Below are 24,974 nucleotides of genomic sequence, written 5' to 3'. Positions count from 1 at the left end.
AAAAGTGAACTAGAAGGGAAGAGGGCAAAAATGAAAGTTCTCGCATCAGTTAAGCGGATCTGCCGCAACTGCAAAATCATCAAGCGCAAGGGTGTTGTTCGTGTTATTTGCACAGAACCACGCCATAAGCAGCGCCAAGGTTAATTAACGTTATTGAACGAGGAATAACGAATGGCACGTATCGCAGGGGTTAATATCCCAAATCATCAGCATACCGTAATCGGCCTCACAGCCATCTATGGTATTGGCCGTCCACGCGCACAGAAAATCTGTGACGCAACAGGTGTTTTGACCAATAAAAAGGTTAAAGATCTGGATGACAACGAACTCGAGAAGCTTCGCGACGAAATCGGTAAATTTATCGTCGAAGGCGACTTGCGTCGTGAACTGTCCATGAACATCAAGCGTTTGATGGACCTGGGTTGCTACCGTGGCCTGCGTCATCGTAAAGGTTTGCCTGTCCGTGGCCAACGTACACGTACAAATGCGCGTACTCGCAAGGGTCCACGTAAGGCAGCGCAATCTTTGAAGAAATAATCCAGGCTAGCCCGGATCCAAGGAAAACATTATGGCAAAAGCTCAAAATAACGCTGCAGCAGCACGTGCGCGTAAGAAAGTTAAAAAGAACGTTGCAGAAGGTATTGCTCACGTTCACGCTTCTTTCAACAACACCATCATCACGATCACTGATCGTCAAGGCAATGCGTTGTCTTGGGCAACTGCCGGTGGTGCTGGCTTCAAAGGCTCTCGTAAGTCTACTCCGTTTGCGGCGCAGGTTGCAGCAGAGGCAGCTGGTAAAGTGGCCGTTGAATGCGGTATCAAAAATCTGGAAGTTCGTATCAAAGGCCCAGGCCCAGGTCGCGAATCTTCAGTACGCGCCTTGAACAATCTGGGTATCAAGATTTCCCTGATTCAAGACGTTACTCCAGTTCCACATAACGGCTGCCGCCCTCCAAAGCGTCGTCGTATCTAAGTTGTACTAACAGGTTGCCCGGTAAGAAATCAGGTAGCCTGGAAGCAGATACAATTTCTGCTGGCATTCTTGCGGTTTTACCGTTAGAATGCAGACCCGCCATTTTGTTGGCGGGTTTTGTGTTGTGGAAATTTTAGAATTGATAAAGGTAATGCCTTTATTTTAAGACCACCGTCTGATTGCAGGCAGGTCAGACTAGCGTAGTGCAAAAGCATTACGTCATTTACAAGGAAAACATCGTGGCACGTTATATCGGACCAAAAGCAAAACTTTCCCGTCGCGAAGGCACGGACCTGTTCTTGAAGAGCGCACGCCGCTCCCTGGACTCCAAATGCAAACTCGACGCTAAACCAGGTCAACATGGTCGCACTTCTGGTGCTCGTACCTCTGACTTCGGTAACCAATTGCGCGAAAAGCAAAAAGTTAAACGTATGTACGGCGTATTGGAACGTCAGTTCCGCCGCTACTTCGCTGAAGCTGACCGTCAAAAAGGCAACACAGGCGAAACACTGTTGAAATTGCTGGAATCCCGTCTGGACAACGTTGCTTACCGTATGGGCTTCGGTTCCACACGCGCTGAAGCACGTCAGCTGGTGAGCCACAAAGCATTCACAGTCAACGGTATCGTTGTTAACATCGCTTCTTACCAGGTTAAAGCCGGTGACGTCGTTGCCGTTCGCGAAAAAGCGAAAAAACAAGTTCGTATCGCTGAAGCCCTGTCCCTGGCAGAACAATCCGGCATGCCTTCATGGGTATCCGTCGATGCGAAGAAACTGGAAGGTACTTTCAAGTCCATGCCAGATCGTAGCGATATCGCTCACGACGTCAACGAATCCCTGATCGTTGAATTGTATTCTCGTTAATATTCAAGTTTCACCGCCTGCCTGTTTAGCGACAGGCAGGCTTTTTTCTTTAATGCCATCAGCCTTATCGGTGTAACGAGCCGAGGGTATTGAAAAGGACATTCATGCAAAACAATCTGTTAAAACCACGTATTATCGATGTGGAAATGTTGGGTGCCGGTCACGCTAAAGTCGTGATGGAACCGTTTGAACGTGGCTATGGCCACACACTGGGCAACGCATTGCGTCGCGTATTGTTGTCCACTATGGTTGGTTATGCACCGACTGAAGTGGTGATCGCTGGTGTTGTTCATGAATATTCTTCTCTCGATGGCGTGCAAGAAGACGTCGTCGACATCCTGTTGAACTTGAAAGGCGTTGTCTTCAAGTTGCATAACCGTGATGAAGTCACACTGACATTGAAAAAAGATGGCGAAGGCGCTGTACTGGCTTCCGACATCGATCTGCCGCATGACGTAGAACTGATCAACCCGGATCACGTTATTGCCAATCTGACAGCCGGCGGCAAGCTGGACATGCAGATCAAGGTAGAAAAAGGCCGTGGCTATGTGCCAGGTAACGTTCGTCGTCTGTCTGAAGATGCGAACAAAACCATCGGTCGTATGATTTTGGATGCGTCTTTCTCTCCAGTACGCCGCGTTTCTTACGCTGTGGAATCTGCCCGCGTTGAACAACGTACTGATCTGGATAAACTGGTTATCAATATTGAGACCAATGGCGTTATCTCCCCTGAAGAAGCAATCCGTCAATCCGCCCGCGTGCTGGTTGATCAATTGAATGTCTTCGCTGCTCTGGAAGGTACTGAAGCCGCTGCTGAAGCGCCATCCCGCGCACCTGCAGTTGATCCTGTCTTGTTGCGTCCGGTTGATGATCTGGAACTGACAGTACGTTCAGCCAACTGCCTGAAAGCAGAAAACATTTACTACATTGGTGATTTGATCCAGCGTAGCGAAAATGAACTGTTGAAGACACCAAACCTGGGTCGCAAGTCCTTGAACGAAATCAAGGAAGTCCTGGCTTCCCGTGGTCTGTCTTTGGGCATGAAGCTGGAAAACTGGCCACCAGCTGGCCTGGAAAAATAATTTTGTCTGACGGGTGGGCTGAGACAGCCTGCCCGTTTTTTAACCGTAGTAAAAATAATTACCGGCCCGCGACAAGTTTTTGTCGATAGAAGAGCTGGCATTTAAATCTGAAAGGAAATACCATGCGTCACCGTCACGGCTTACGTAAGCTGAATCGTACTTCTTCCCACCGTTTGGCAATGCTGCGCAACATGACAGTATCCCTGCTGCGCCACGAAGCCATCAAAACAACTTTGCCAAAAGCCAAGGAACTGCGCCGCGTTATCGAGCCGATCCTGACTTTGGGTAAAACAGACACACTGGCGAACAAGCGTCTGGCTTTCAACCGTTTGCGCGACCGCGAAATGGTCGTCAAGCTGTTTGCTGAACTGGGTCCACGTTACGCAAATCGTAACGGCGGCTACCTGCGCATCCTGAAAATGGGTTTCCGCGTTGGCGACAATGCTCCTATGGCATACGTTGAACTGCTGGACCGTCCAGAAGGTGTAGATGTAGCTGATGCTCCAACTGCAGAGTAATTTGATTCGAACCTGATGTTCAAATCTTAAAAAAGCCGTTCAGTGTAGACTGAACGGCTTTTTGCTTTTATGTTCCCGGATTGATATTTTCGTTGTGATACTCTTTCCTGGTTCATGCACATATTTCTTTTCCCAGGTGTAATGTTATTGTGCATAATCGCGACCAAACAATAAGCCTGTGCTTTTAATTGATATCCATGACAGTGAGCTGCAATACCGAACTGGAGTACGTCCATGAATGATGACAGCCTGCTACTGGTTTTCAGCAATGTGCCAGATCGTGGACTGGCGAAGCAATTGGCGGCCCAAATCATCGCCGCAAAATTGGCTGGCTGTGTGAACATTTCTGCTGATATATTGTCTGTATACAACTGGGATGGGCAACTGCAGACAGAAAACGAAGTGCAATTGATGATCAAGACGACGCAAGCATGCTACACCAGGCTGGAAGCCATGATACGCAGCCAGCATCCTTATGAACTGCCTGAAATAATCGCCATCCCTGTAGTGACCGGTTTGCCGGCTTATCTTGACTGGGTCAGAAAAGAAACTGAAACGCCATGAACATCTCAACTTCATCCATCCTGTCGCCTGCTCCGTTGTCGTCCAAGCGGATAATGCACCTGTTTGTCCTGGTCTTTGCCCTGTTGATGATGCCCTTTGCCATGGCAGACGACTTTCTTGATCCTGAAGAGGCTTTCAAAGTCAGTGCAAAAATGGCAGAGCCCGGCGTGGCTGAAGTGACTTTCACCATCGCAGAAGGTTATTACCTTTACCGTGAACGCCTTAAATTCAGTTCCGACGATGCCAAGCTTGGGACGATAGATATGCCTAAAGGCAAGGTCAAGTTCGATGAGACTTTCCAGAAAGAAGTGGAAACTTACCGGCATACACTTGTAGTCCGCATTCCTGTGCAGGCCGCCGGCGACTTTACGTTGAAGATAGGACGTCAGGGCTGTGCAGATCAGGGCCTGTGTTATCCCCCCATGGAAACACCGGTCAAATTGCAGGTGGCAGATGTCTCTGCCGCCGCCGGTGCTTCACCTGTTGCTGCGCCGACAGAAACCAGTACCGGCAAAGCCGCAGATGTTGCCAAGGATGACGAAACCAGCAGTATCAGTGCAGCACTCAAGAGTGGACGGCTGGTCCTGATCCTGCCTTTGTTTTTGCTGCTGGGTCTGGGCCTGTCTTTTACGCCCTGCGTTTTGCCGATGGTGCCGATTCTGTCTTTCATCATCGTTGGTGAAGGCACAGGTATCAAGCGTAGCCGTGGTTTCTTCCTTTCCTTATGTTATGCACTGGGTATGGCCCTGGTGTATACCGCTTTGGGTGTGGCCGCGGGCCTGGTTGGTGAGGGCTTGTCTGCCACCCTGCAAAACCCCTGGGTACTTGGCGCTTTTGCCTTGTTGATGGTCATCTTGTCGCTATCGATGTTTAATGTCTACCAGTTGCAGGTGCCCGCAGCACTGCAAACCAAATTGACGGTTGCTTCGGAAGGGCAGCGTAATGGCAAGTTGATAGGTGTCTTTTTCATGGGAGCCATTTCTGCCCTGATCGTCGGGCCTTGTGTGGCAGCGCCTCTGGCCGGCGCCCTGGTATATATCAGTCAGACCCGCGATGTGGTCGTTGGTGGCTCGGCCCTGTTTGCCATGGCCATGGGCATGAGTGTGCCCTTGTTGCTGGTCGGTATCTCGGCTGGCAGCCTGTTGCCGCGCGCCGGTGTCTGGATGGAAAGCATCAAACGTTTCTTCGGTGTTCTGATGCTGGCCATGGCTTTGTGGATGGTCAGCCCGGTTATTCCGGTCTGGGTACAGATGCTGGGTTGGGGTATCCTGTTGGGCGCTTATGCGGTATATCAATTGGTTTTCCAGCGCAGCGGCATGTTTTCCAAAGTCGTCTCAATCATCTTCTTGCTGCTCGGGGCTGTGCAACTGGTCGGTGTCAGTACCGGTGGGCGTGACGTGTTTTCCCCGCTTGCACATCTCTACGGTGCACCGGCAGAGCATGTGAAATTCACCCGTGTACGTAGCATTGCCGAGCTCGATGCTGCGCTGGCGCAGTCCAAGGGCAAGACCGCCATGCTCGACTTCTACGCTGACTGGTGTGTCTCTTGCAAAGAGATGGAAAAACTGACCTTCCCTGAAAGCAAGGTTAAAGCCAAACTCGACAATATGCTCTTGTTGCAAGTCGATGTGACGGCTAATAACGCCGATGACAAAGCCCTGCTGAAACGCTTTGGCCTGTTTGGCCCGCCGGGAATCATTTTCTTTGATGCGCAGGGCAAAGAGATTGCCGGCCAGCGTGTTATTGGTTACCAGAATGCTGATAAGTTCCTGGCATCAATATTGAGGGCAGAGACCAAATAAAACCCGGCTAGTTTATATTCACCGGTTTTATAAGCTAGCAACAAAACTGTCCTTGAGTCCGGGCTGTACTGAGGCTATAGTCAAATACTTATTTCTTTTTGGAGAAAAATATGACATTGCGTTTAGGCGATATTGCTCCTGATTTCGAACAGGATTCGTCCATCGGGACATTGAAATTTCATGAATGGGCTGGCAATTCATGGGTAGTCCTGTTTTCTCACCCAGCTGATTTCACACCAGTGTGCACGACAGAGTTGGGCCTGACTGCAAAGCTCAAACCTGAATTCGACAAACGTAACGTCAAGGCGATTGCACTGTCTGTTGATGGTGCAGAATCACACCTGCAATGGATCAAGGATATTGAAGACACGCAAAAAACCGTGGTCGGTTTCCCTATCGTTGCTGATGCCGACAAGAAAGTTGCAGCCCTGTATGACATGATCCACCCCAACCAGTCCGAGACTGTGACGGTGCGTTCCCTGTTCATCATTGATCCGAACAAAAAAGTACGCCTGATCATCACCTATCCATTGACCACCGGCCGTAACTTTGACGAAGTCTTGCGTGTTATTGACGCCCTGCAATTGACCGATGGCTATACCGTGGCAACACCCGGTAACTGGCGTGACGGCGATGACGTGATCATCCCGCTGTCTATCAAGGATGAAGACGTTATCAAACAAAAATATCCCAAAGGCTATACTGCAGCACGCCCTTATCTGCGTGTTACTCCGCAGCCTAACAAATAAGCTGCTTGCGTTGAGCAGCATGAAGAACAAAGCCCTGCCTGTGCAGGGCTTTGTCTTTGGTGGAACCTTAGCGTGACGGGACAATCATTTCGGCGTAGTCATACAGTGCGCCGAGAATTTCTTCGTCTTCTTCGCTTGCCGTTTCTGATAAGGCATCGATCTGGTTGAAGTAGTCGTCAACAGTACGGGCATTGCCGGCGCCGTCAAGCAGGCGCGCAGCTCTGTGCTCTTCCCAGGTCTCCTGCTCATCGGGGCTCAGCGTTTCATGGAAATTGCGGGCACGGTAGCGGAACAGGATTTCACTCAAACGGCTGTCCTGAAAGTCGGTGCTGGCCTGCGCCAGTTGTGCAGGCTTCATGCGTCGCAGATCATTGAGCAGGCGACGATCGCCACTACCGACAAAGCCGCCATACAAATCTTCATCAACATCGGCTGCTGCTGCCTCGGGACGGGCATAGACTTGTTCCCAGATGGCGGCTGTGGCTGGCGCCAAAGCGGCGGCTTTCTCCATGTGCTGCTGTACCTGCTCCATATCCATTTTCCAGCGCGTTGCCATGGGGGCTGACAAGGTTTTCAGGTTACCGATGACGATGGGGGATTTGTTGATATGTATGCTCTTTACGGGCAGGCGTTGCACGCCCTCTGGAAGGGCATCGCTCTTGCTGAACAGGCGCAACTGTATTGTTTCTGCATCCAGACCGGTCAGTTCGGTAGGATCATGGGCCAGGTCCCAGGCAATCACTTCATTTTTGTTCTTGGGATGCATGGCCAGCGGCCACATCACTGCCAGGCAGCCGCGCTCAACCGGAAACATGCCGGACACATGCAGGAAGGGTTTGTTCAGCAAGGGCATGCCTATCTCGGCTGCAGCCTTGTCTTTTTTGTGCAGGGCAAAGCAAAAGTCAAACAGCTTGGGCTGACGCTCACGTATCAGGCGTGCCAGGGCGATGGTAGCGCGTACGTCGGACAAGGCGTCATGGGCTGCTTCATGCATGATGCCATTAGCTGCGGTCAAATGTTCCAGACGGAAGCTGGGCTTGCCTTCTTCATTGACTGGCCAGTTGATGCCTTCCGGGCGCAATGCGTAGGTGGTGCGCACCATGTCCATGATGTCCCAGCGTCCGCAACTGTTTTGCCATTCACGCGCATAGGGATCGATCAGATTGCGCCAGAACATGAAGCGGGTGATTTCATCATCAAAGCGTATGGTATTGTAGCCCACGCCTATCGTGCCAGTCCTGCCCAACTCCTGTTCTATTCTTGCGGCAAAGGCGTGTTCCGGTATGCCGCGCTCCAGGCAGGTTTGCGGTGTGATATGGGTGATCAGGCAAGACTGCGGGTCAGGTAAAAAATCGTTGGCCGGCTGGCAGTACAGCATGATGGGTTCGCCAATTTCATTGAGCTCTGCATCCGTGCGTATGGCGGCAAATTGAGCAGGCCGGTCACGGCGGGCGACTGCGCCAAAGGTTTCGTAGTCGTGCCAGAGAAAAGTATGTTCTTGCATCTGTTATATATTCAAATAATGATGATGTGATCGCGAGTGTTTGGCATGGATTATTCCAGGCGACGGCTGGCCTGGTCTTGCAAATAACGCTGGCTGCGGAAGTAGATCAGCAAGAGGATCACGATCACACCCATCGCTGCCATGGTGTACCAGAAACCAGACGCGTGCTTCAATAAAGGCATGACTTCAAAGTTCATGCCAAAGATGCCGGTGATTAGCGTCAGTGGCATGAACAGGGCGGTAATCACTGTCAGCGTACGCATGATTTCACTGGTCCTGTGCGCCATGGCGGCAAAGTGTATCTGTACTGCAGATTCCAGTGAGGCTTCCAGGCGGCGGGCGTGATTCAGAACACGATTAATGTGTTCCATCACATCATTGGTGCGCACCAGTAGCAAGTCCTTGGCGCGGCTGCTGCCATCGTGTGTGTCAACTATATGATCGCGCAATTCTTGCATGGCGTCGCGCTGCTCTTCGCAGAGATTGTCAAGCTTGCGCAATTCCACGCGTGAATCAAGCAGGGCGAGCCAGTTATTGAATGGGCGGCGCGGATCAAGCAGGGCATGCTGCCAGCGGTCAAGCTGCTGTGTCAGTGGCTGACGTAATTCAAGGTATTGATCGACCATGGCATTCAACAGGCGCAGCATCAGCTCTTCCGGCGATGCTGGCAGCCGACTACCGTGAGTGCTGTTATCGGCTTTGCATTTGTAGTCGAGCAGACGCTGACGCGCTTGTTCGACGGTACGACTGACGGTAGGGCGCACGGTAATCAGTACATTCTCCATGAGCAAAAAAGTGACGGGTGTAGTCGCCAATTTGTTCAGTGCTGCCGGTATCTTGCGCTTGCCGCCATTCTTGATATCGCCATTTGCTTCGCTCAGTGTCAGTTTGCGAAATACCACCATTTCGTAGTCCTGGGTGGCGTCAAAATACGAAGGGTGGCTGAGATTGCAGGCATCCTTGATGTGCAACTCATAAATCTGCGTACCGGTGATGGCTTCGACACGATTGCGCCATGCATCGGTATCTGCAGCGACTTCTTCATGTGTTGCATCCAGCCAAAGAAATCCACCTGCCTGCAAAAGTTGCTCATGTCCGGCCGGATTCAATACCGCTTGCGTATCGCTAATGTGAAAAATATCCATGCGTTTTTTGTTGTGAAAAAATGGGCCAGGCAACGGCCAGGGAAACCAGGCAAGTGACGGTAAGCAGGGCCTGTTCCGTCACTGATAAGGGATAAACATAAAACCAGCTGTTCGTGAACCAGCCCATGAACAGGACGAACAACAGGCGCAGGCTTTCTGGCAATAAATAAATACGGCGCCCCTGCATCAGGCCACCCAGGCACCAGAGACCGGTTACCAGCCAACTGACATAGGCAGTCGCGTTCAAGGCGCTGATCGATTTATATACCAGCAGAAAATGCGTAGCCGGTTGCAGTATCATCACAAATTGCATCAGGCAATAGACGGTCATGGCTTTGCTCAAAGGTGGGTCATACAAGGGCCTGTACAGATCAAACGGCTGGTGTTCGGATTCCAGGCGCAAATCAGCAGGACGCCAGCCTGGCGGGCGCAACCATATCTGCACTTTGTCGTACCAGCGTCTGGTATGCCAGGCATCATGCCAGACGCTGTCGTAGACTTCCAGGTTCGCCCATAAAGGATTCCAGCTGCGCAAGGGCCTGCGTGTGCCATACACGATGGTTTCGCCGTCCTGCTCTTCGACAAAACTGCCGAACAGCCTGTCCCAGATGATCAGGATGCCGCCAAAATTCTTGTCCAGGTACTGGTCATTGACAGCATGATGGACACGATGGTTCGACGGTGATACAAAGACACGGTCAAACCAGCCTAATTTGCCTATCTGTTCGGTATGCACCCAGAACTGATAGAGCAAATCAATCAGGGCAACGGCGACAAACACCTGCACCGGAAAACCGATGATGGCCATGGGCAGATAAAAAATCCAGCCAAACAAAGGACCGGTGCTGGTTTGCCGTAGCGCCGTTGTCAGATTATATTGCTCGCTCTGATGGTGTACGACATGGGCCGCCCATAACAGATTGGTTCTGTGCCCCATTCTGTGCAGCCAGTAATACAGAAAATCGTACATCAGCAAGGCTATCACCCAGACCAGGATACTGTCAGCAGGTAATGAGAATAAAGAAAAATGTGTCAATACCCAGGCATAGACGCCGACGGAAAACAGTTTGGAGAACGCACCGATAATCTGGCTCATCACTCCCAGGCTCAGACTGTTGAGGGAGTCGTTGAGGTGATACAGATGGTGCTGACGCCTGCGCGCGACTATATATTCAAGCGCGATCAGGATGAAAAAAATCGGGCTGGCAAAGGTGATGATTTTTTCATGCATGATCCTGGCCTTCTATAAAGTATCAGCAATCGATGATTTGACTGAACTCGCAATCAACCACAGCGCCAGGTAATAACTGGACAGCACCAGTAACGGCGAATGCGCAATTGGTGAATGAAATCGGTTATAAGCAAGCAGGCAATCGGACAACATGAAAAACACGCCGCCCAGCAGGGCAAGACGACTATCTGCGGTACGTAATTCCATGCCACGGCTGATAGCCTGGGCTGTCATGCACAGCAGCAGGCATACATAGGCGACGACCGGTACTTGCATGGCAGCCAGCAAGTCAGGCCAGAGCACAATCAGATTCACAATACCAAGCAGGGCGACGACTACAAATGCCAGTATATGCCTGGCAAAGCGGGCGTCACTGACAAGACCGCGCAAGAAGCAGATATGTGCGCAGAGAAAGCTCAACAGCCCCAGCAAGAATCCTTGTCTGAGCAAAGTGACAGGTAACATCAGCAAGACGTCACCGAGCAGGGAAAAAACGATACCCGCCAGGATAGCCTGGCGATACTTTGTATTGACAGGTGGGGTGCTGCACAACGCCAGGAAAAAAATGCCTAGCGTGGTCAGTGGTTTGAACAGGTAGTGCAGGTAGAGAGGATTGAGGGGATACTGCACTCTGTCATTTGTCTTTGCCAGTTCAGCACCTGCAATCGCGAGTGCTGCACAGAACAGGATAAAAACAGAGCGCAACGTTGCAGACATGGCGCAGGATCAGCCAGCGTGTTTCAGCAGGCGTGCGACATCGCGGGCAAAATAAGTCAGTATGCCGTCAGCACCAGCACGCTTGAACGCCAGCATGGATTCCATCATGGTTTTGTTATGATCAAGCCAGCCGTTTTGCGCCGCTGCCTTGATCATTGCATATTCACCACTGACCTGATAGGCGAAGGTCGGCACCTTGAATTCATCCTTCACGCGACGCACGATGTCCAGGTAAGGCATGCCAGGTTTTACCATTACCATGTCGGCGCCTTCTGCCAGGTCCAGCGCTACTTCACGCAAGGCTTCATCGCTATTGGCTGGGTCCATCTGGTAACTGGCTTTATCGCTCTTGCCGAGATTGGTCGCTGAGCCTACCGCTTCGCGGAAAGGGCCATAGAATGCGGATGCATATTTGGCCGAATAAGCCATGATGCGGGTGTGAATAAAGTGATTGCTTTCCAGTGCATGGCGGATGGCGCCAATACGGCCATCCATCATGTCGCTGGGAGCAACCACGTCGACACCAGCTTCAGCCTGTACTAGCGCCTGACGTACCAGCATGTCTGTGGTTTCATCATTCAAGACATAGCCATCGGCATTGATCAAACCATCCTGGCCATGACTGGTGTAAGGATCGAGCGCCACGTCAGTCAAAATACCAAGTTCAGGAAAGCGGCTTTTCAGTTCGCGCACTGCACGCGGTATCAAACCTTTTGGATTGGTGGCTTCCACACCATCCGGTGTTTTCAGATGCGGGTTGATGGCCGGGAACAGGGCCAGCACTGGTATGCCCAAGGCGACGCAGTCTTCGGCAACACCGAGCAGCAGGTCGACAGAGACACGTTCAACACCAGGCATGGATGAAACTTTTTCACGCTGGTTGACGCCATCGATGACGAACACCGGGTAAATCAGGTCAGATGCCGTGACGATATTTTCACGCATCAGCGCTCTGGAAAAAGCGTCTTTGCGCATGCGACGCATGCGTATTGCGGGGAAGTGTGCAGAGGAGTGAGCTGGTTTGATAAGTGACATGATGAAATGAAAAGAATTTTATGCAGGTTAATGAAACTTTTTTCGAGTTGCAACATCTTAATGAACAGGTTGGAGCCCATCTCCATGCCTACCGCTTCTCCTCCCTGAGCGGGCACCGTTCGTCCCTATTCGTAACGGTGTTATTTCCCCGGCAAAAATATTATTTTGTCGGGGTTTTTTTATTGCGCACTTATTCCACATATCTTCCGCATTCATTTTGTTTCAGGATGCTGATCTGTGGTCGTGTCCTCCGGTGCTGCATCAGACGATGCAGCAACATCATTCATATCAGCGACAGGGTCAATATCGAGACCAAGCAGGTGCTGGACTGTTGCATCTGCCTCTTCTATACCTATACGTTTCAATGCCGAAAACAGTTGTATGCTGAAAGGGAAAAGCGGACCTTCATCATCGACGTAAGTTGCCAGTACGGTTTTGGCTTTGCGCAAGGCTTCTGCACATTCGCTGCGATTGAGTTTGTCCGCCTTGGTCAAGATACAGTGTATCGGGCGACCGGTCGGCGCAAACCATTCCAGCATCTGTATGTCGAGGTCGGTAAAAGGTCTGCGTGCATCCATGATCAGTACCAGTGCTGCTAATTGTGGACGACGCTGTACATAAGCGCCGAGCAACTGGTTCCAGTGGTTTTTGGCTGCGCCCGGCACTTCGGCATAGCCATAACCTGGCAAGTCAACCAGCAGGGCGCGAATTTCATCGACCCGGGTTTCATCCTTGCGGTGCTGGCCCACATGCGCACCACCAATTGAAAAATAATTAATGTGCTGAGTACGGCCTGGTGTTTTTGACGCAAAGCAGAGTTTTTTCTGATTGCACAGCGTATTGATCGCGGTCGATTTGCCAGCGTTGGAGCGGCCGGCGAAAGCAATTTCCGGCACATGGGTACGCGGGAGATCGCGTAAATGATTCACCGTAGTGAAGAAGCGGGCTTGCCAGAGGATAGACATAGAGGAAAGGAATAATGGAAAAATGCAACATAAGGCAGTAAAAACGCCCGAAAGCTATTGTACAATAAGGGGTTAGGTATTGGGCAGCGTTAAAAACCATGCGCCCGTGCCTGTTTTGAGCGCATTTTGTGTGTATTTGCATAATAAAAAGCAGCAATGCGCAGCAGAGATGCGTCGCCAACAGGGCAGATTTCCATTATTTAGTCTCAGGGTGTTTGAATGAACCGTGCTTTCTTATCGTTGTCCAAATCCATCAGTGTCGCAGTTCTGGCGGTATCATCTTTCGCCGCCATGGCCAATACCCATGAAGAAGCAAAACCTGCCAAGGCTGATCCAGCCAAAGGTGAAGCACTGTATACAAACGGCGACGCTGCACGTGGTATCGCTGCCTGTGCATCCTGCCATGGTGCAGCTGGCAATTCGACCATTACAGCCAATCCAAAACTGGCCGGTCAGCATGATGCCTACCTGGTCAAACAATTGACAGACTTTACGGGTGACACGCGCAAGAATGCCATCATGACTGCTTTTGCCAAGGCAATGACGGCTGACGATATGAAGAATGTCGCTGCCTATCTGTCTGTACAGAAATCCAAACCAGGTGCTGCCAAGAATAAGGATATCGTCGAACTGGGCAAACAGATTTACCGTGGCGGTATTGCCGAAAAGAACGTTCCAGCCTGTGCTGGCTGCCATAGCCCGAATGGTGCCGGTATCCCCGCCCAGTTCCCACGTATTGCTGGTCAGCACCAGGACTACACGTTCACCCAGTTGACTGGCTTTCAGAATGGTTCACGCAAAGATGCTGCCAAGATAACCGGTGCTCGTACCAACAGTGCGCAGATGGTGACGATAGCCAAGAAAATGTCTGAAGATGAAATGAGAGCCGTCGCAGATTATGTCGCCGGCTTAAAATAATAAAAATAGACGGAATCATAGGAGGGGGTGGCAAAATGCCATCCCCTTTTTTTTAGTTTAGTACTGGTCTGAATGCGTTGTGAACGTGATGCTCACATTGGTAAAATGGCAAATCAGACCTGTTGGTGAATCACTGGATAGTATGGATAACAAGTTAGACGGCGATCAGCCGGCAGATACTGGTGGTATACGGCTTAAAACCCGGCAAGCTTGGTTGGCGGATGCAATTGAATTGCTATCGTCCATGCGTTTTGCAATCACCTTATTGGCATTTATTGCGATTTCTGCCGTCATTGGTACAGTGCTCAAGCAAAATGAGCCTATGCCAAACTATGTCAATCAGTTTGGTCCATTCTGGTTTGAGGTTTTCCAGAAGCTGGATTTATATGCTGTCTATACAGCCTGGTGGTTTTTGCTGATCATGACTGTGCTGGTGCTTTCTACCTCCCTTTGCTTGATACGCAATACACCGAAGATGCTGAAAGATATGCGTAGCTGGCGTGACAATGTGCGCGAACAGTCATTGCGGAACTTCCATCATCGTTCTGAGTGGCAGACTGGTAATGGTCGTCATTATGTGGTTGAGCAAGTTCTCAGTCACCTGGGCCGGATAGGTTACCGTTATAAGGTTGTTGAAAAAGACGGCGCTACCCTGGTGGCAGCTAAACAGGGGGCAGCAAATAAATGGGGTTATATTTTTGCGCATAGCGCAATTATCATTATCTTGATAGGTGGCGCACTGGATTCAGAATTATCGGTGCGCTTCCAGCAATGGTTCATGGGCAAGGTGCCGTTTGACGGCAGTGGCATCATTGCCAATATCCCGCAGCAACACCGCCTGTCTTTGTCTAATCCGACTTTCCGTGGTAATACCATGATACCGGAAGGGGCCAGCAGCAGTACCGCCATCCTGCCACAGGCAACAGGTGTTCTGGTGCAGGATCTGCCTTTTACCATCAAGCTGAAGAAATTCACCATCGATTTTTATTCGACAGGCATGCCCAAGCTGTTTGCCAGTGATGTGGAGGTCCGTGACCATGAAACAGGCAAGTCCTTTTCATCCACCATCAAGGTGAATGAGCCGCTGATCTATAAAGGTATTGCGGTATATCAATCCAGTTTTGAAGATGGTGGCAGCCGCTTGCAACTGAAGGCTTATCCTATGCTGGGGCCGGATGTCAGCACGCTGGACATGAAGGGGGAAGTGGGTAACGGCACGAAACTCAAATCGGCATCCGGGAATGACTACACGATAGAGTGGTCAGGTTTTCGGCCATTCAATGTCGAGAACATGGGGCGCAATGGTGCTGATGTCAGGGCGGTCAATAGCAAACAGGGTTTTAATGAGCAATTGTCTGCCGACATCGACAAGCATCTCGGTTCTGCTGCAAAAAATGCCAACAGCAAGGATTTGAAGAATGTTGGCCCCAGCATACAGTACAAGTTACGTGACAAGACCGGCCAGGCCAGGGAGTTCCATAACTACATGCAGCCGGTGCTGATTGATGGCAACTACATGATACTGGCAGGCACCCGTGATACGCCGTCAGAAGCTTTCCGTTACCTGCGAATACCAGCAGATGACGAAGATACAGTCAAAGAATGGATGCGCTTGCGCGCTGCTGTGCAAAATCCCGCGTTGCGGGAAATCGCGGCACAGCGCTATGCCAAACGCGCCCTGCCGGCGAATATCCCCAATGCAGTGCAGATGCAGGCTCAATTGACCGAGTCTGCCAGAAAGAGTCTTAGCATTTTTGCCGGTGATGGTGAGCAGGGCGGCTTTGTGTCCATCTCCAAATTCCTTGAACAAATACCGGAGGCTGAGCAAAGCAAGGCTGCTGATGTTTTCATGAAAATATTGAATGGCAGCATGTGGGACCTGTGGTCAGCAGCCAGGGAAAAGGAAGGTTTGCCTGCATTGGCGCTGGATGAAAAGCATGCACACTTCCTGCAACTGGCAACGGGCGCTATTTCTGATGCCTTCTTTTACGGTGCTCCCGTGTTTTTGCAATTAACCGGTTTCGAAGAGGTCAAGGCATCGGTATTGCAGGTAACACGCTCGCCTGGAAAAAAAGTAGTGTACCTGGGGTGTCTGCTCCTGGTGCTTGGCGTGTTTTCCATGTTTTACATACGCGAACGCCGCCTCTGGATATGGGTCAGGGATGATGGCACTGCCAGTCATGCACTGATGGCCTTGAGTTCGCAGAGGAAAACACTGGATTTTGAAAAAGAATTTGAGCAATTGAAAATGCATTTGCGACAACTGAGTAGCGAGCCTGGTCAAATCAAAAAACAGTAAGCCGGGTAATCGACTACACTATGCTGCATGGATGGTTTAAGCCTGTTTTTAAGCCTGTTTAATACCGGCGCCGGGGAAATAAGATGGAAATGACACAGAATTACGCCCCCTATCAGGGGTTTTTCAAGCGACTGAGCATTGTTGACTGGGTGTATGCACTTGCTTTGTGCGCAGCCTCAATTTTTGCCTTCAGTCGTTTTGCCGACTACATGGATATCTATGAAAAGGCCATCCTGCTGCTGGCAGCGCCGGTTTTTGCGGTGCTGGGCTGGTATTGGAAACCGGTAAGGAAGTTGATACCGGTACTTGCCATTTTGAGCCTGTTTGCCATTCAGTCCTACAGTGGTTCGCTTGATATGGCGAACAAGAAATTTTTCCTCAAGTATCTGCTGTCCAGTCAGTCGGCGATTCTGTGGATGAGCGTTTTCTTTTGTCTTTCCACCCTGTTTTACTGGGGGGGGATGATTTTCCGCTCCAATTTTGGCGCATCAGTCGGCTCTGTCTTATGTTGGTCGGCTGTGGTGATGGGATTTACCGGTATGCTGGTACGCTGGTACGAGTCTTACCTGATTGGTGCTGATGTAGGCCACATCCCTGTATCGAACCTGTATGAAGTCTTCATCCTGTTTTCCATGATCACGGCTCTGTTCTATTTGTACTATGAACAACAATACAGGACACGTCAACTCGGACCTTTTGTCCTGCTGATCATTACTGCGGCGGTAGGCTTCCTGTTTTGGTACACGGTCAGCCGCGATGCGGCGGAGATCCAGCCATTGGTGCCGGCACTGCAAAGTTGGTGGATGAAGATTCACGTACCGGCCAACTTTATTGGTTATGGGACATTTTCCCTAGCTGCCATGGTGTCCGTGGCTTACCTGCTGAAATCCAAAGGTTACCTGACCGATCGTCTGCCTTCACTGGAAGTGCTGGATGACGTGATGTACAAGGCCATTGCGGTTGGTTTTGCCTTCTTCACGATTGCGACCATACTCGGTGCATTGTGGGCGGCAGAGGCTTGGGGTGGTTACTGGTCCTGGGACCCGAAAGAAACCTGGGCGCTGATCGTCTGGCTCAACTACGCGGCCTGGTTGCACATGCGTTTGATGAAGGGGCTGCGCGGGCAGGTAGCTGCCTGGTGGGCGCTGGTTGGTTTGTTAGTGACTACTTTTGCCTTCCTTGGCGTGAATATGTTCCTTTCTGGCCTTCATTCTTACGGCACTCTGTAAAATTTGCGGTAATACTTGTAAGTATCTGCAGACTTTTGCGACTCATGAGAAACTAAGGACGAAACAGTCATGTCCAATGACTGTTTCGCTGTAATAGTGCCCGAGTTTCAACCACGGAGTCCACCATGCTGATTAAACGCAGTCCCAATGGCATAGATTTGCCTTTCCCTTCCGAAATTACACCACAGGCCGTGTTTGAGTCACGTCGTGATTTCATCCGCAAAATGGCCCTGGGTTCCATCGCTGGTGGCAGCCTGTTTGAAATGGCAAGCCGCCAGGCCTTTGCACAAAATCCGGCATCACAAAAATTGGCAGCTGCGACCAATCCCGCTTATGCGCTGATAGAAAAGAAGACAGCCTATAAGGATGCGACGACTTACAATAATTTCTATGAATTCGGCACCGACAAGGCTGATCCCGCAGTTACTGCTCACTCTCTGAAGCCGCGCCCGTGGACGGTCAGCATAGAAGGCGAGGTCAAAAAGCCGATGACGCTGGATCTTGACAGCCTGATGAAGCTGGCAGCGCTGGAAGAGCGCATATACCGCCTGCGTTGTGTAGAGGGCTGGTCCATGGTGATACCGTGGGTAGGTTATTCCCTGTCCAACCTGATCAAGAAGGTTGAGCCTACCGGTAATGCCCGTTATATCGAGTTCATCACGCTCGATGACAAAAAGCAAATGCCGGGCTTGCGCAGCCCCGTGCTGGAATGGCCTTATGTTGAAGGCCTGCGTCTGGATGAAGCGAACCATCCACTGGCCTTGTTGACATTTGGCATGTATGGCGAAGTGTTGCCTAACCAGAATGGCGCGCCGGTGCGTATGGTCTTGCCCTGGAAATATGGCTTCAAGTCTGCAAAATCCATCGTCAAAATCCGTTTTGTCAAAGACCAGCCACGCACAGCATGGAATATTGCTGCACCTAGTGAGTATGGCTTTTACTCTAACGTCAACCCTGAAGTGGATCATCCACGCTGGTCGCAAGCGTCTGAGCGCCGCATAGGGGAAGATGGTTTCCTGGCGCGCAAGCGCAAGACCCTGATGTTCAACGGTTACAGCGAAGTCGCGTCACTATATGCAGGCATGGACTTGAAAAAATTTTACTAGGATTGGCAAGCCATGTTACTCAATAACCAGCAAGTCTCTCGCTTGAAGGCTGTCTTGTTTGTCCTGGCATTGCTGCCTTTTATACGGCTGGTCAGCTTCGTTTTCCTGGACAAACTTGGCGCCAATCCGGTTGAATTCATCACCCGCAATACGGGAGACTGGACGCTGTATTTCTTATGCATCACTTTGGCGATTACACCGGCACGCAAGCTGTTTCACTTGCCATGGATGCTGCGCATGCGCCGTATGCTGGGGTTGTATGCCTTTTTTTATGCATTCCTGCATTTCATGACTTTCTTATGGTTTGACCATTTCTTTGATCTGGATGAAATGTGGAAAGATGTCATCAAGCGTCCTTTTATCACCGTTGGCTTTATTGCGTTTATCTTGTTGATACCTTTGGCGCTCACCAGTACCAACGGCATGATCAAGCGCCTTGGTGGGAAGCGTTGGCAGTTGTTGCATAAGCTGGTGTATCTGATTGCTTCTCTGGGAGTGTTGCACTATTTCTGGATGAAGTCAGGCAAGCATGATTTTTCTCAGCCAGTGTTATTTGGACTGATTGTTGCTGCCTTGTTGATGATGCGTCTGTGGTGGCGCTGGTTTGGGCGCGATCCTGTTGTCGTGGCCTGATTCATTCCGACGCCCGCATATTGCAGGCGCACATTGATCCTGTTTTACATCGCGTATTTCTTCGCGGCATAATCGCGTCATGTCCGGATTAAATGGGCCCAGACCCATTATCAGTGTATGAAACATGAACGATTATTTGCTTGAGAAGAATCGGGTAAGTACTTTTACCCAGCGCACTGCGCTCAGTATCCTTGGTTTGATCGGTTGGCGGGTGCACTATCGCCCTTTACCCGGACCACGTGGTGTGATTATTGTTTATCCCCATACGTCCAATTGGGATTTTGTTATTGGAGTGCTGGCCAAGCTGGCGATAGGACTGCCGTTTCACTTCATTGCCAAATCCAGTCTGTTTGAAGGTCTGACAGGCGCCACTATTGGTCGCGTCATTCGTTATCTCGGCGGTGAACCAGTGGAGCGGGCTGTGTCTACCGGTACCATTGCCCGACTGGCAGAAAAAATCAATCGTTCCGACTGGTACTGGATGGCGATTACTCCTGAGGGAACGCGCAGCCTGAAACCGTATTGGCGTAGCGGTTTTTATCACATCGCCACAACGGCCAAAGTGCCGCTGGCCTGTGTTTATTTTGATTTTTCCAAACGTGTCGTATCGCTGGTCGATTATCTGGACCTTAGTGGCGACAGGGATACGGATATGGCTAGCATACAAACAGTTTATGCCGGTGTGCAGGGATGTCGCCCGGCATGTGCCGGACCCATTGCTCTACGGCCAGAGGAGGAGAAAGCTCAATGACCCTGTGTGCTTGCCGGTGCCGGTTTGGCAGGCAAGGTCAGTGGGCCTTTTTGGCCACAGGCTGTCAATAAAGACATCATGAAAAATAGGCTAATCAGTTTGCGCATCTTGTGATCCCTTAACACCGTATAGAATGGCGTTTTACTTATAAAGACGCTGGAGTGTAGCATGACTGAATCCGAATTCCTGGTACTGGCAGAGACTTGTCTTCGACAAGTCGAGGAATTATTTGAGCGGGCTTTTGAAAACGATGAATACGATGTTGAGTGCAGCCGTAGTGGTAATGTTCTGACCGTGGAATTTGTCGACAATGGTTCCAAAATCATTGTGAACAGTCAGGCACCGATGCAGGAAATGTGGCTGGCGGCACGCAGTGGTGGTTTCCACTATAAATATGATGGTCAGCACTGGCTCAACACCCGCGATGGTTCGGAGTTGTTTGCGACCTTGTCCAGAGTGGCGCAGGAACAAGGCCGCTAAGTTGAATCTGGCGTTTATTCCTCTATGATTTCCACGGGCGGCGGCGAAGACAGGCTGCCAACCCCAACGCCAGGTGGATTTTCGGCGTAATAGTAATCGCCATCAATCGCAAGTATGCCTTTGGGAACAGCCCTTTCCTCTATGGGGATGTCTTTCAGGATTTTTTGCATATATCCTATCCAGATAGGCAGGGCCAGACCACCACCAGTTTCTTTATTGCCAAGATTGCGCGGCTGGTCGAAGCCTATCCAGGCGATACCGACTACCTTGGATTGATAACCAGCAAACCAGGCATCAAAAGAGTCATTGGTGGTGCCAGTCTTGCCCGCAATGTCAGGGCGTTTCAGAACCAGCGCCTTGGTGGCCGTGCCCATCTTGACTACGTCACGCATCATGCTATCCATCATGAAAGCGTTGCGTTCATCGATCACGCGGTTTTCTTCTTCACCTGCCAGGTCAGGTTTGGTCTGTACCAGTAATTGGCCGTTGCTGTCAGTGATCTTGGAAATCAGGTAAGGATTGACCTTGTAGCCGCCATTCGCAAACACGGCATAGGCGCCTGCCATTTGCAGTGGCGTGACTGCACCTGCTCCCAATGCCAGCGTCAGGTAGGGCGGATTTTTTTCTGGCAGGAAACCAAAGCGACTCGTATATTCCTGTCCGTATTTTGCCCCTATCTTGTTGAGAATACGGATGGATATCATGTTCTTAGACTTGGTCAGGCCTCGACGCATGGTCATGGGCCCTTCATATTTACCATCGTAGTTTTTGGGCTCCCATGTCTGGCCACCAGTCTGGCCGGCACCGAAACTGATGGGTTCATCATTGATAATGGTTGATGGTGACAAGCCTTTTTCCAGTGAGGCTGAATAGATGAAAGGTTTGAAGCTGGAACCCGGCTGACGCCACGCCTGGGTCACATGATTGAATTTGTTGAGGTTGTAATCAAAACCACCAACCAGGGCGCGAATTGCTCCATCGGTGGTATTGGCTGCGACAAAAGCCGACTGTACTTCGGGCATCTGGGCGATGCTCCAGGTTTTGCCCTCCAGCATCACACGGATGACGGCACCGCGCTGTATACGTTTATTAGCCGGGGTCTTGGCGGACAGGCCACTAGCTGCAAAGACCAGGCCGGCTTCTTCGATGCGCACCTCTTCACCGGTTGCCAGGACAGCGCGCACAAGTTTTGGGGTTGCCTCCAATACCATGGCGACTTGCAAGTCGTCGCTGTCCGAGTGTTCTGCCAACTCTTTTTCTATCGCATCTTCGGCTGCATCCTTGCCATCCGGTATGGTAATGATGGCTTCTGGTCCACGATAGCCATGGCGTTTTTCATAGTCCATCACACCACGGCGCAGGGCCAGGTAAGCGCTGTCCTGGTCAACCTTGGTGATGGTTGTATAGACGTTCAGGCCGCGAGTATAGGTTTCTTCCTTGAATTGTTCGTACACCAGTTGCCGCGCCATTTCCGCGACATACTCTGCGTGAATACCAAATTCGCTGCTGTCGGTCTTGGTGCGCAGCTCTTCGTTTTTTGCCTGCTCGAATTGCGCTTCAGTGATATAGCCAAGCTTACGCATGCGTTCCAGAATATATTGTTGTCTGACTGTTGCCCGTTTTGGATTGGCGACAGGATTGTAGGCAGACGGTGCTTTTGGCAAACCGGCCAGCATGGCGGCTTCGGCAATGGTCAGGTCTTTCAGGTCTTTGCCAAAATAGATTTGTGCGGCGGAAGAAAAACCGTAAGCCCGTTGCCCCAGATAAATCTGGTTCATATAGACTTCAAGTATCTGGTCTTTGCTCAGGTTCTGTTCGATTTTCCAGGCCAGCAGGATTTCATAAATCTTGCGCTTCAGGGTCTGTTCACTGGACAGGAAGAAATTCCTCGCGACCTGCTGGGTGATGGTCGATGCCCCCTGCTTGGCGCCGCCGGTCAGGTTGTGCAGTCCTGCCCTGGCGATACCGAGGTAATCAACACCGCCATGTTCATAGAAACGGTCATCTTCAATCGCCAAAACGGCTTTTTTCATGATTTCCGGAATGTCTTTGAAGCGTACGACATTGCGACGCTCTTCGCCAAACTCGCCGATCAGCATATTGTCTGCTGAAAAAACCCGCAGTGGCATTTTGGGCTTGTAGCTGGTAATGGAGTCCAGTTCTGGTAGATTTGGCAAGGCCATGATGATGGCAAAACCAACAATTAGTATCCCCGATGCAACTAATCCGAGTAAAACGACCGTAGTTCCGAGTACAATGCGGGCAAAAAGCTTACCAGCGGAACGTTTTTGGGGTTCTGCTTGATTGTCAGGTTCTTTTTTTTGATCAGACATGGCGTCAAATTGTAAATAAGGCAGCGAACATTATAGCCGCCTTCGGTGAAGCTTAGACTGTCAACTGAAAGGTGGATTTGTAAGCAAATTTTCAGAAATTTTGGCGACTACGTGGATATTTGGCAACGCATAGGGGTAGTGCTGCGCGGAAATTGCTTTACCAATGGCAGTCTTATTGCTAGGATTTCATGTAAGCTTGGATAATTGTCTCGTAAATAGCGGTTTTTAAAGAGAATTTACTCCAGGAAAGATAGATTAATTCGCACATGTAAGTTTGTGTAAATTGAAATGATGATGTAATCGTGAGGGGATATTCTTGGCTTTAGATCTGGCTTCATTGCTCGGCAGAAAAAATCCGCCACTATTTGGTCTGGATATCAGCTCTCTTGATATCAAGCTTGTTGAACTCTCGGAGGGAGCCAATAAGTCATATCGGCTTGAGCGCTATGCCTCTGAACCATTGCCCAAAGGGGCAGTGCTGGATGGCAATATTGAAAATATTGAACAAGTTACCGAGACGGTACGCAAACTCGTTAAGAAGAGTGGAACGTCAGCAAAAAACGTCGCGATGGCCATGCCGGCATCAGCCGTTATTACTAAAAAAATTATTCTTGCCGGAACTTTGACCGAACAGGCACTTGAAGTGCAGGTGGAATCCGAAGCCAGTCAATACATCCCCTTCTCCATGGATGAGGTGAGTCTGGACTTCTGTGTGTTAGGACCGGCAGCAAATGCTGAAGAAGATATAGAAGTCATGCTTGCTGCATCGAGAAAAGAAAAAATTGAAGATCGTGTGGCAATCATACAGGCAGCAGGATTGCAGGCGAAAGTCATGGATATCGAATCCTATGCCGCACGTGCGTCCATTTCACGTTTGATTGCGCAGCAATCGAATGGCGGTAAAGACCAGATTTATGCGATTTTCCAGATTGGTGCCAAGCGTACGTATATTTTCATCATGCTTAATGATGAGGTGATTTATGAACGTGAACAGCAATTCGGCGGTGCGCAACTGACCCAGGACATTGTCCGGAATTATGGCATGTCTGTCGAAGAAGCGGAGATCAAGAAGAAAAATGGTGATCTGCCGGATACTTATGAAATGGAATTGCTCGAACCTTTCCTTGAAAGCGCCGCGCTGGAAGTGACCAGGGCAATACAGTTCTTTTTCACTTCCACCCCTTTTACCCGGGTAGACCAGATTTATCTGACAGGTGGCTGTGCGGTCATTCCCGGTCTGGTCGAGATCATTGCAGAGCGCACCAAGATATCGACAGCAGTTGTCAGCCCGTTCAAAGGCATGGAGCTGGGATCAGGTGTCAATGAAAAAGCATTGCGCCACGATGCGCCTGCCTACATGGTTGCTTGTGGTCTGGCTTTACGGAGATTCGGCTGATGATCAAGATTAATCTCCTGCCGCACAGGGAAGAGAAGCGCAAGCAGCTAAAAAGCGATTTTTATGCAATGTTGTTGCTTTCGGCGATTTTCGGTGCCTTGATCGTTGTCGTCGTCAGTTTGTATTTTGGTCGTGAATTGACGATACAAACTGATAAAAACACGTTTATCAAAAAAGAAAACACCAAACTTGACGAACGCATCAAAGAAATTGCCACCCTGAAGCAGGAAATTGATGGCCTGAAAGCACGTCAGCAAGCGGTAGAGGATTTGCAGGGGGACCGTAATCAACCCGTCTACCTGCTGGATGAACTGGTCAAGTTGACACCGGAAGGCGTGTACTTGAAAACACTCAAGCAGGATGGTCAGAAGGTCGTGTTGAATGGCTATGCGCAATCCCAGGACAGGGTGGCTGAATTTATCAGAAACCTGGGCAGCAAGTCGGACTGGATGTATAAGCCTGACCTTGACGATATTCATTCCACTGGTTTGGGTACCGGCAAGGATGCCAAAAAAGTGTTTGATTTCCAGGTGAATGTCAGTATCAAGCGTCCGCGTGAACGTGAAGAGGCAGCTGCTTCGCAAGCCGAAGACGGTAGTAAAAAATTGGCGGCCCCTGCATCGGCAGCATCTGTCACTAGTGCGTCCAAATAAGTTTTTTTTGCAATACAACGGAAGATTG

Annotated in this window: 26 protein-coding genes; 18 read left to right on the top strand and 8 right to left on the bottom strand. The window is 50.4% G+C overall.

The genetic code is table 11. The features are described 5' to 3' along the window. Window positions 1-30: 30 nt before the first annotated feature. The 9 genes from rpmJ (at window position 31) to LZ463_RS00895 (ending at window position 6,551) form a co-directional block, all read left to right on the top strand. On the top strand, window positions 31-144 hold the full coding sequence (rpmJ, locus tag LZ463_RS00935; protein ID WP_014004415.1) for a 50S ribosomal protein L36: 114 nt from the start codon (window positions 31-33) through the stop codon (window positions 142-144). Between the two features lie 27 nt (window positions 145-171). Further along, a complete protein-coding gene (gene rpsM / locus LZ463_RS00930) occupies window positions 172-537 on the top strand; it encodes a 30S ribosomal protein S13 (protein ID WP_162039562.1) in 366 nt (121 codons plus the stop codon). A gap of 31 nt (window positions 538-568) precedes the next feature. After that, entirely contained in the window at window positions 569-973 is a 405-nt protein-coding gene (gene rpsK / locus LZ463_RS00925; RefSeq protein WP_110255932.1) for a 30S ribosomal protein S11, read from the top strand. A 239-nt stretch (window positions 974-1,212) separates the two neighbouring features. Further along, complete coding sequence (rpsD, locus tag LZ463_RS00920) at window positions 1,213-1,836, top strand: 30S ribosomal protein S4 (RefSeq protein ID WP_162039563.1); 624 nt, start codon at window positions 1,213-1,215, stop codon at window positions 1,834-1,836. 104 nt (window positions 1,837-1,940) lie between these two features. Then, the gene (locus LZ463_RS00915; RefSeq protein ID WP_110255934.1) at window positions 1,941-2,918 is read left to right on the top strand and encodes a DNA-directed RNA polymerase subunit alpha; all 978 of its coding nucleotides are present in this window, start codon (window positions 1,941-1,943) and stop codon (window positions 2,916-2,918) included. A 122-nt stretch (window positions 2,919-3,040) separates the two neighbouring features. Then, window positions 3,041-3,436, top strand: a complete 396-nt coding sequence (rplQ, locus tag LZ463_RS00910; protein ID WP_241452910.1) for a 50S ribosomal protein L17 — start codon at window positions 3,041-3,043, stop codon at window positions 3,434-3,436. A gap of 234 nt (window positions 3,437-3,670) precedes the next feature. After that, entirely contained in the window at window positions 3,671-4,000 is a 330-nt protein-coding gene (cutA, locus tag LZ463_RS00905; RefSeq protein WP_241452908.1) for a divalent-cation tolerance protein CutA, read from the top strand. Beyond that, window positions 3,997-5,802, top strand: coding sequence for a protein-disulfide reductase DsbD (gene dsbD, locus LZ463_RS00900; RefSeq protein WP_241452906.1), 1,806 nt, complete (start codon window positions 3,997-3,999; stop codon window positions 5,800-5,802). The genes cutA and dsbD overlap by 4 nt, the downstream gene beginning before the upstream one ends. Before the next feature lie 110 nt (window positions 5,803-5,912). Continuing rightward, window positions 5,913-6,551: a peroxiredoxin gene (locus tag LZ463_RS00895; RefSeq protein WP_241452901.1), complete on the top strand. Its 639-nt coding sequence runs from the start codon at window positions 5,913-5,915 to the stop codon at window positions 6,549-6,551. Between the two features lie 67 nt (window positions 6,552-6,618). Here LZ463_RS00895 and sbcB read toward each other — a convergent pair whose 3' ends face one another. The 6 genes from sbcB to yihA form a co-directional block, all read right to left on the bottom strand. Then, window positions 6,619-8,055 (bottom strand): exodeoxyribonuclease I, encoded by a 1,437-nt coding sequence (gene sbcB / locus LZ463_RS00890; protein ID WP_241452900.1) that lies wholly within the window; start codon window positions 8,053-8,055, stop codon window positions 6,619-6,621. A gap of 50 nt (window positions 8,056-8,105) precedes the next feature. Then, window positions 8,106-9,200 carry a magnesium transporter CorA family protein gene (locus tag LZ463_RS00885; protein ID WP_241452899.1) on the bottom strand — a complete coding sequence of 365 codons (1,095 nt, stop codon included), beginning with the start codon at window positions 9,198-9,200 and terminating at the stop codon, window positions 8,106-8,108. After that, window positions 9,181-10,431, bottom strand: coding sequence for a sterol desaturase family protein (locus LZ463_RS00880; protein ID WP_241452898.1), 1,251 nt, complete (start codon window positions 10,429-10,431; stop codon window positions 9,181-9,183). Before LZ463_RS00880 ends, LZ463_RS00885 begins: the two co-directional genes overlap by 20 nt. 12 nt (window positions 10,432-10,443) lie before the next feature. Further along, window positions 10,444-11,148: a lysoplasmalogenase gene (locus LZ463_RS00875; RefSeq protein WP_241452897.1), complete on the bottom strand. Its 705-nt coding sequence runs from the start codon at window positions 11,146-11,148 to the stop codon at window positions 10,444-10,446. Between the two features lie 9 nt (window positions 11,149-11,157). Next, the gene (gene hemB / locus LZ463_RS00870) at window positions 11,158-12,183 is read right to left on the bottom strand and encodes a porphobilinogen synthase (protein WP_241452896.1); all 1,026 of its coding nucleotides are present in this window, start codon (window positions 12,181-12,183) and stop codon (window positions 11,158-11,160) included. A gap of 212 nt (window positions 12,184-12,395) precedes the next feature. Then, entirely contained in the window at window positions 12,396-13,148 is a 753-nt protein-coding gene (gene yihA, locus LZ463_RS00865) for a ribosome biogenesis GTP-binding protein YihA/YsxC (protein WP_241452895.1), read from the bottom strand. A 219-nt stretch (window positions 13,149-13,367) separates the two neighbouring features. Between yihA and LZ463_RS00860 the strand changes: the two genes are divergently transcribed. The 6 genes from LZ463_RS00860 (at window position 13,368) to LZ463_RS00835 (ending at window position 20,084) form a co-directional block, all read left to right on the top strand. After that, window positions 13,368-14,066, top strand: a complete 699-nt coding sequence (locus LZ463_RS00860; protein WP_241452893.1) for a c-type cytochrome — start codon at window positions 13,368-13,370, stop codon at window positions 14,064-14,066. 142 nt (window positions 14,067-14,208) lie between these two features. Next, entirely contained in the window at window positions 14,209-16,365 is a 2,157-nt protein-coding gene (locus LZ463_RS00855; protein WP_241452892.1) for a cytochrome c biogenesis protein ResB, read from the top strand. Window positions 16,366-16,448: 83 nt separating this feature from the next. Further along, complete coding sequence (ccsB, locus tag LZ463_RS00850) at window positions 16,449-17,594, top strand: c-type cytochrome biogenesis protein CcsB (RefSeq protein WP_241452890.1); 1,146 nt, start codon at window positions 16,449-16,451, stop codon at window positions 17,592-17,594. Window positions 17,595-17,719: 125 nt separating this feature from the next. Beyond that, window positions 17,720-18,700: a protein-methionine-sulfoxide reductase catalytic subunit MsrP gene (gene msrP, locus LZ463_RS00845; RefSeq protein ID WP_241452878.1), complete on the top strand. Its 981-nt coding sequence runs from the start codon at window positions 17,720-17,722 to the stop codon at window positions 18,698-18,700. A 12-nt stretch (window positions 18,701-18,712) separates the two neighbouring features. Continuing rightward, a complete protein-coding gene (gene msrQ / locus LZ463_RS00840; protein WP_241452870.1) occupies window positions 18,713-19,333 on the top strand; it encodes a protein-methionine-sulfoxide reductase heme-binding subunit MsrQ in 621 nt (206 codons plus the stop codon). Between the two features lie 124 nt (window positions 19,334-19,457). After that, the gene (locus tag LZ463_RS00835; RefSeq protein ID WP_241452869.1) at window positions 19,458-20,084 is read left to right on the top strand and encodes a 1-acyl-sn-glycerol-3-phosphate acyltransferase; all 627 of its coding nucleotides are present in this window, start codon (window positions 19,458-19,460) and stop codon (window positions 20,082-20,084) included. Here the strand turns inward: LZ463_RS00835 and lptM are convergent. Further along, complete coding sequence (gene lptM, locus LZ463_RS29260; protein ID WP_489686073.1) at window positions 20,078-20,191, bottom strand: LPS translocon maturation chaperone LptM; 114 nt, start codon at window positions 20,189-20,191, stop codon at window positions 20,078-20,080. The two genes, LZ463_RS00835 and lptM, sit on opposite strands and share 7 nt — an antisense overlap. A gap of 61 nt (window positions 20,192-20,252) precedes the next feature. Between lptM and cyaY the strand changes: the two genes are divergently transcribed. Then, window positions 20,253-20,564, top strand: a complete 312-nt coding sequence (cyaY, locus tag LZ463_RS00830; RefSeq protein ID WP_241452868.1) for an iron donor protein CyaY — start codon at window positions 20,253-20,255, stop codon at window positions 20,562-20,564. Between the two features lie 14 nt (window positions 20,565-20,578). On the opposite strand, the gene LZ463_RS00825 is transcribed toward cyaY, so the two are convergent. Then, entirely contained in the window at window positions 20,579-22,897 is a 2,319-nt protein-coding gene (locus LZ463_RS00825) for a penicillin-binding protein 1A (protein ID WP_241452863.1), read from the bottom strand. A gap of 316 nt (window positions 22,898-23,213) precedes the next feature. Here LZ463_RS00825 and LZ463_RS00820 point away from each other — a divergent pair, with 316 nt between their 5' ends. Together LZ463_RS00820 and LZ463_RS00815 are read left to right on the top strand one after the other, a co-directional pair. Further along, window positions 23,214-24,293 (top strand): pilus assembly protein PilM, encoded by a 1,080-nt coding sequence (locus LZ463_RS00820; protein WP_241452861.1) that lies wholly within the window; start codon window positions 23,214-23,216, stop codon window positions 24,291-24,293. Next, complete coding sequence (locus tag LZ463_RS00815; RefSeq protein ID WP_241452859.1) at window positions 24,293-24,946, top strand: PilN domain-containing protein; 654 nt, start codon at window positions 24,293-24,295, stop codon at window positions 24,944-24,946. The genes LZ463_RS00820 and LZ463_RS00815 overlap by 1 nt, the downstream gene beginning before the upstream one ends. Window positions 24,947-24,974 lie beyond the last annotated feature (28 nt).

The organism is Undibacterium paludis (assembly GCF_022568815.1).
GTDB lineage: Bacteria > Pseudomonadota > Gammaproteobacteria > Burkholderiales > Burkholderiaceae_D > Undibacterium.
This window is presented reverse-complemented; position numbering and strand designations above follow the sequence as displayed.

Excerpts from the sequence above, each read along its gene's own strand:
- LZ463_RS00815 (WP_241452859.1), top strand. The coding sequence starts at position 24,293 with ATGATCAAGATTAATCTCCTGCCGCACAGGGAAGAGAAGCGCAAGCAG.
- dsbD (WP_241452906.1), top strand. The coding sequence starts at position 3,997 with ATGAACATCTCAACTTCATCCATCCTGTCGCCTGCTCCGTTGTCGTCC.
- msrQ (WP_241452870.1), top strand. The coding sequence starts at position 18,713 with ATGTTACTCAATAACCAGCAAGTCTCTCGCTTGAAGGCTGTCTTGTTT.
- LZ463_RS00915 (WP_110255934.1), top strand. The coding sequence starts at position 1,941 with ATGCAAAACAATCTGTTAAAACCACGTATTATCGATGTGGAAATGTTG.
- LZ463_RS00880 (WP_241452898.1), bottom strand. The coding sequence starts at position 10,431 with ATGCATGAAAAAATCATCACCTTTGCCAGCCCGATTTTTTTCATCCTG.
- LZ463_RS00885 (WP_241452899.1), bottom strand. The coding sequence starts at position 9,200 with ATGGATATTTTTCACATTAGCGATACGCAAGCGGTATTGAATCCGGCC.
- msrP (WP_241452878.1), top strand. The coding sequence starts at position 17,720 with ATGCTGATTAAACGCAGTCCCAATGGCATAGATTTGCCTTTCCCTTCC.
- LZ463_RS00875 (WP_241452897.1), bottom strand. The coding sequence starts at position 11,148 with ATGTCTGCAACGTTGCGCTCTGTTTTTATCCTGTTCTGTGCAGCACTC.
- LZ463_RS00895 (WP_241452901.1), top strand. The coding sequence starts at position 5,913 with ATGACATTGCGTTTAGGCGATATTGCTCCTGATTTCGAACAGGATTCG.
- rpmJ (WP_014004415.1), top strand. The coding sequence starts at position 31 with ATGAAAGTTCTCGCATCAGTTAAGCGGATCTGCCGCAACTGCAAAATC.
- LZ463_RS00860 (WP_241452893.1), top strand. The coding sequence starts at position 13,368 with ATGAACCGTGCTTTCTTATCGTTGTCCAAATCCATCAGTGTCGCAGTT.
- cyaY (WP_241452868.1), top strand. The coding sequence starts at position 20,253 with ATGACTGAATCCGAATTCCTGGTACTGGCAGAGACTTGTCTTCGACAA.
- cutA (WP_241452908.1), top strand. The coding sequence starts at position 3,671 with ATGAATGATGACAGCCTGCTACTGGTTTTCAGCAATGTGCCAGATCGT.
- rplQ (WP_241452910.1), top strand. The coding sequence starts at position 3,041 with ATGCGTCACCGTCACGGCTTACGTAAGCTGAATCGTACTTCTTCCCAC.
- lptM (WP_489686073.1), bottom strand. The coding sequence starts at position 20,191 with ATGCGCAAACTGATTAGCCTATTTTTCATGATGTCTTTATTGACAGCC.
- LZ463_RS00855 (WP_241452892.1), top strand. The coding sequence starts at position 14,209 with ATGGATAACAAGTTAGACGGCGATCAGCCGGCAGATACTGGTGGTATA.
- LZ463_RS00825 (WP_241452863.1), bottom strand. The coding sequence starts at position 22,897 with ATGTCTGATCAAAAAAAAGAACCTGACAATCAAGCAGAACCCCAAAAA.
- rpsM (WP_162039562.1), top strand. The coding sequence starts at position 172 with ATGGCACGTATCGCAGGGGTTAATATCCCAAATCATCAGCATACCGTA.
- ccsB (WP_241452890.1), top strand. The coding sequence starts at position 16,449 with ATGGAAATGACACAGAATTACGCCCCCTATCAGGGGTTTTTCAAGCGA.
- rpsK (WP_110255932.1), top strand. The coding sequence starts at position 569 with ATGGCAAAAGCTCAAAATAACGCTGCAGCAGCACGTGCGCGTAAGAAA.
- yihA (WP_241452895.1), bottom strand. The coding sequence starts at position 13,148 with ATGTCTATCCTCTGGCAAGCCCGCTTCTTCACTACGGTGAATCATTTA.
- sbcB (WP_241452900.1), bottom strand. The coding sequence starts at position 8,055 with ATGCAAGAACATACTTTTCTCTGGCACGACTACGAAACCTTTGGCGCA.
- LZ463_RS00835 (WP_241452869.1), top strand. The coding sequence starts at position 19,458 with ATGAACGATTATTTGCTTGAGAAGAATCGGGTAAGTACTTTTACCCAG.
- hemB (WP_241452896.1), bottom strand. The coding sequence starts at position 12,183 with ATGTCACTTATCAAACCAGCTCACTCCTCTGCACACTTCCCCGCAATA.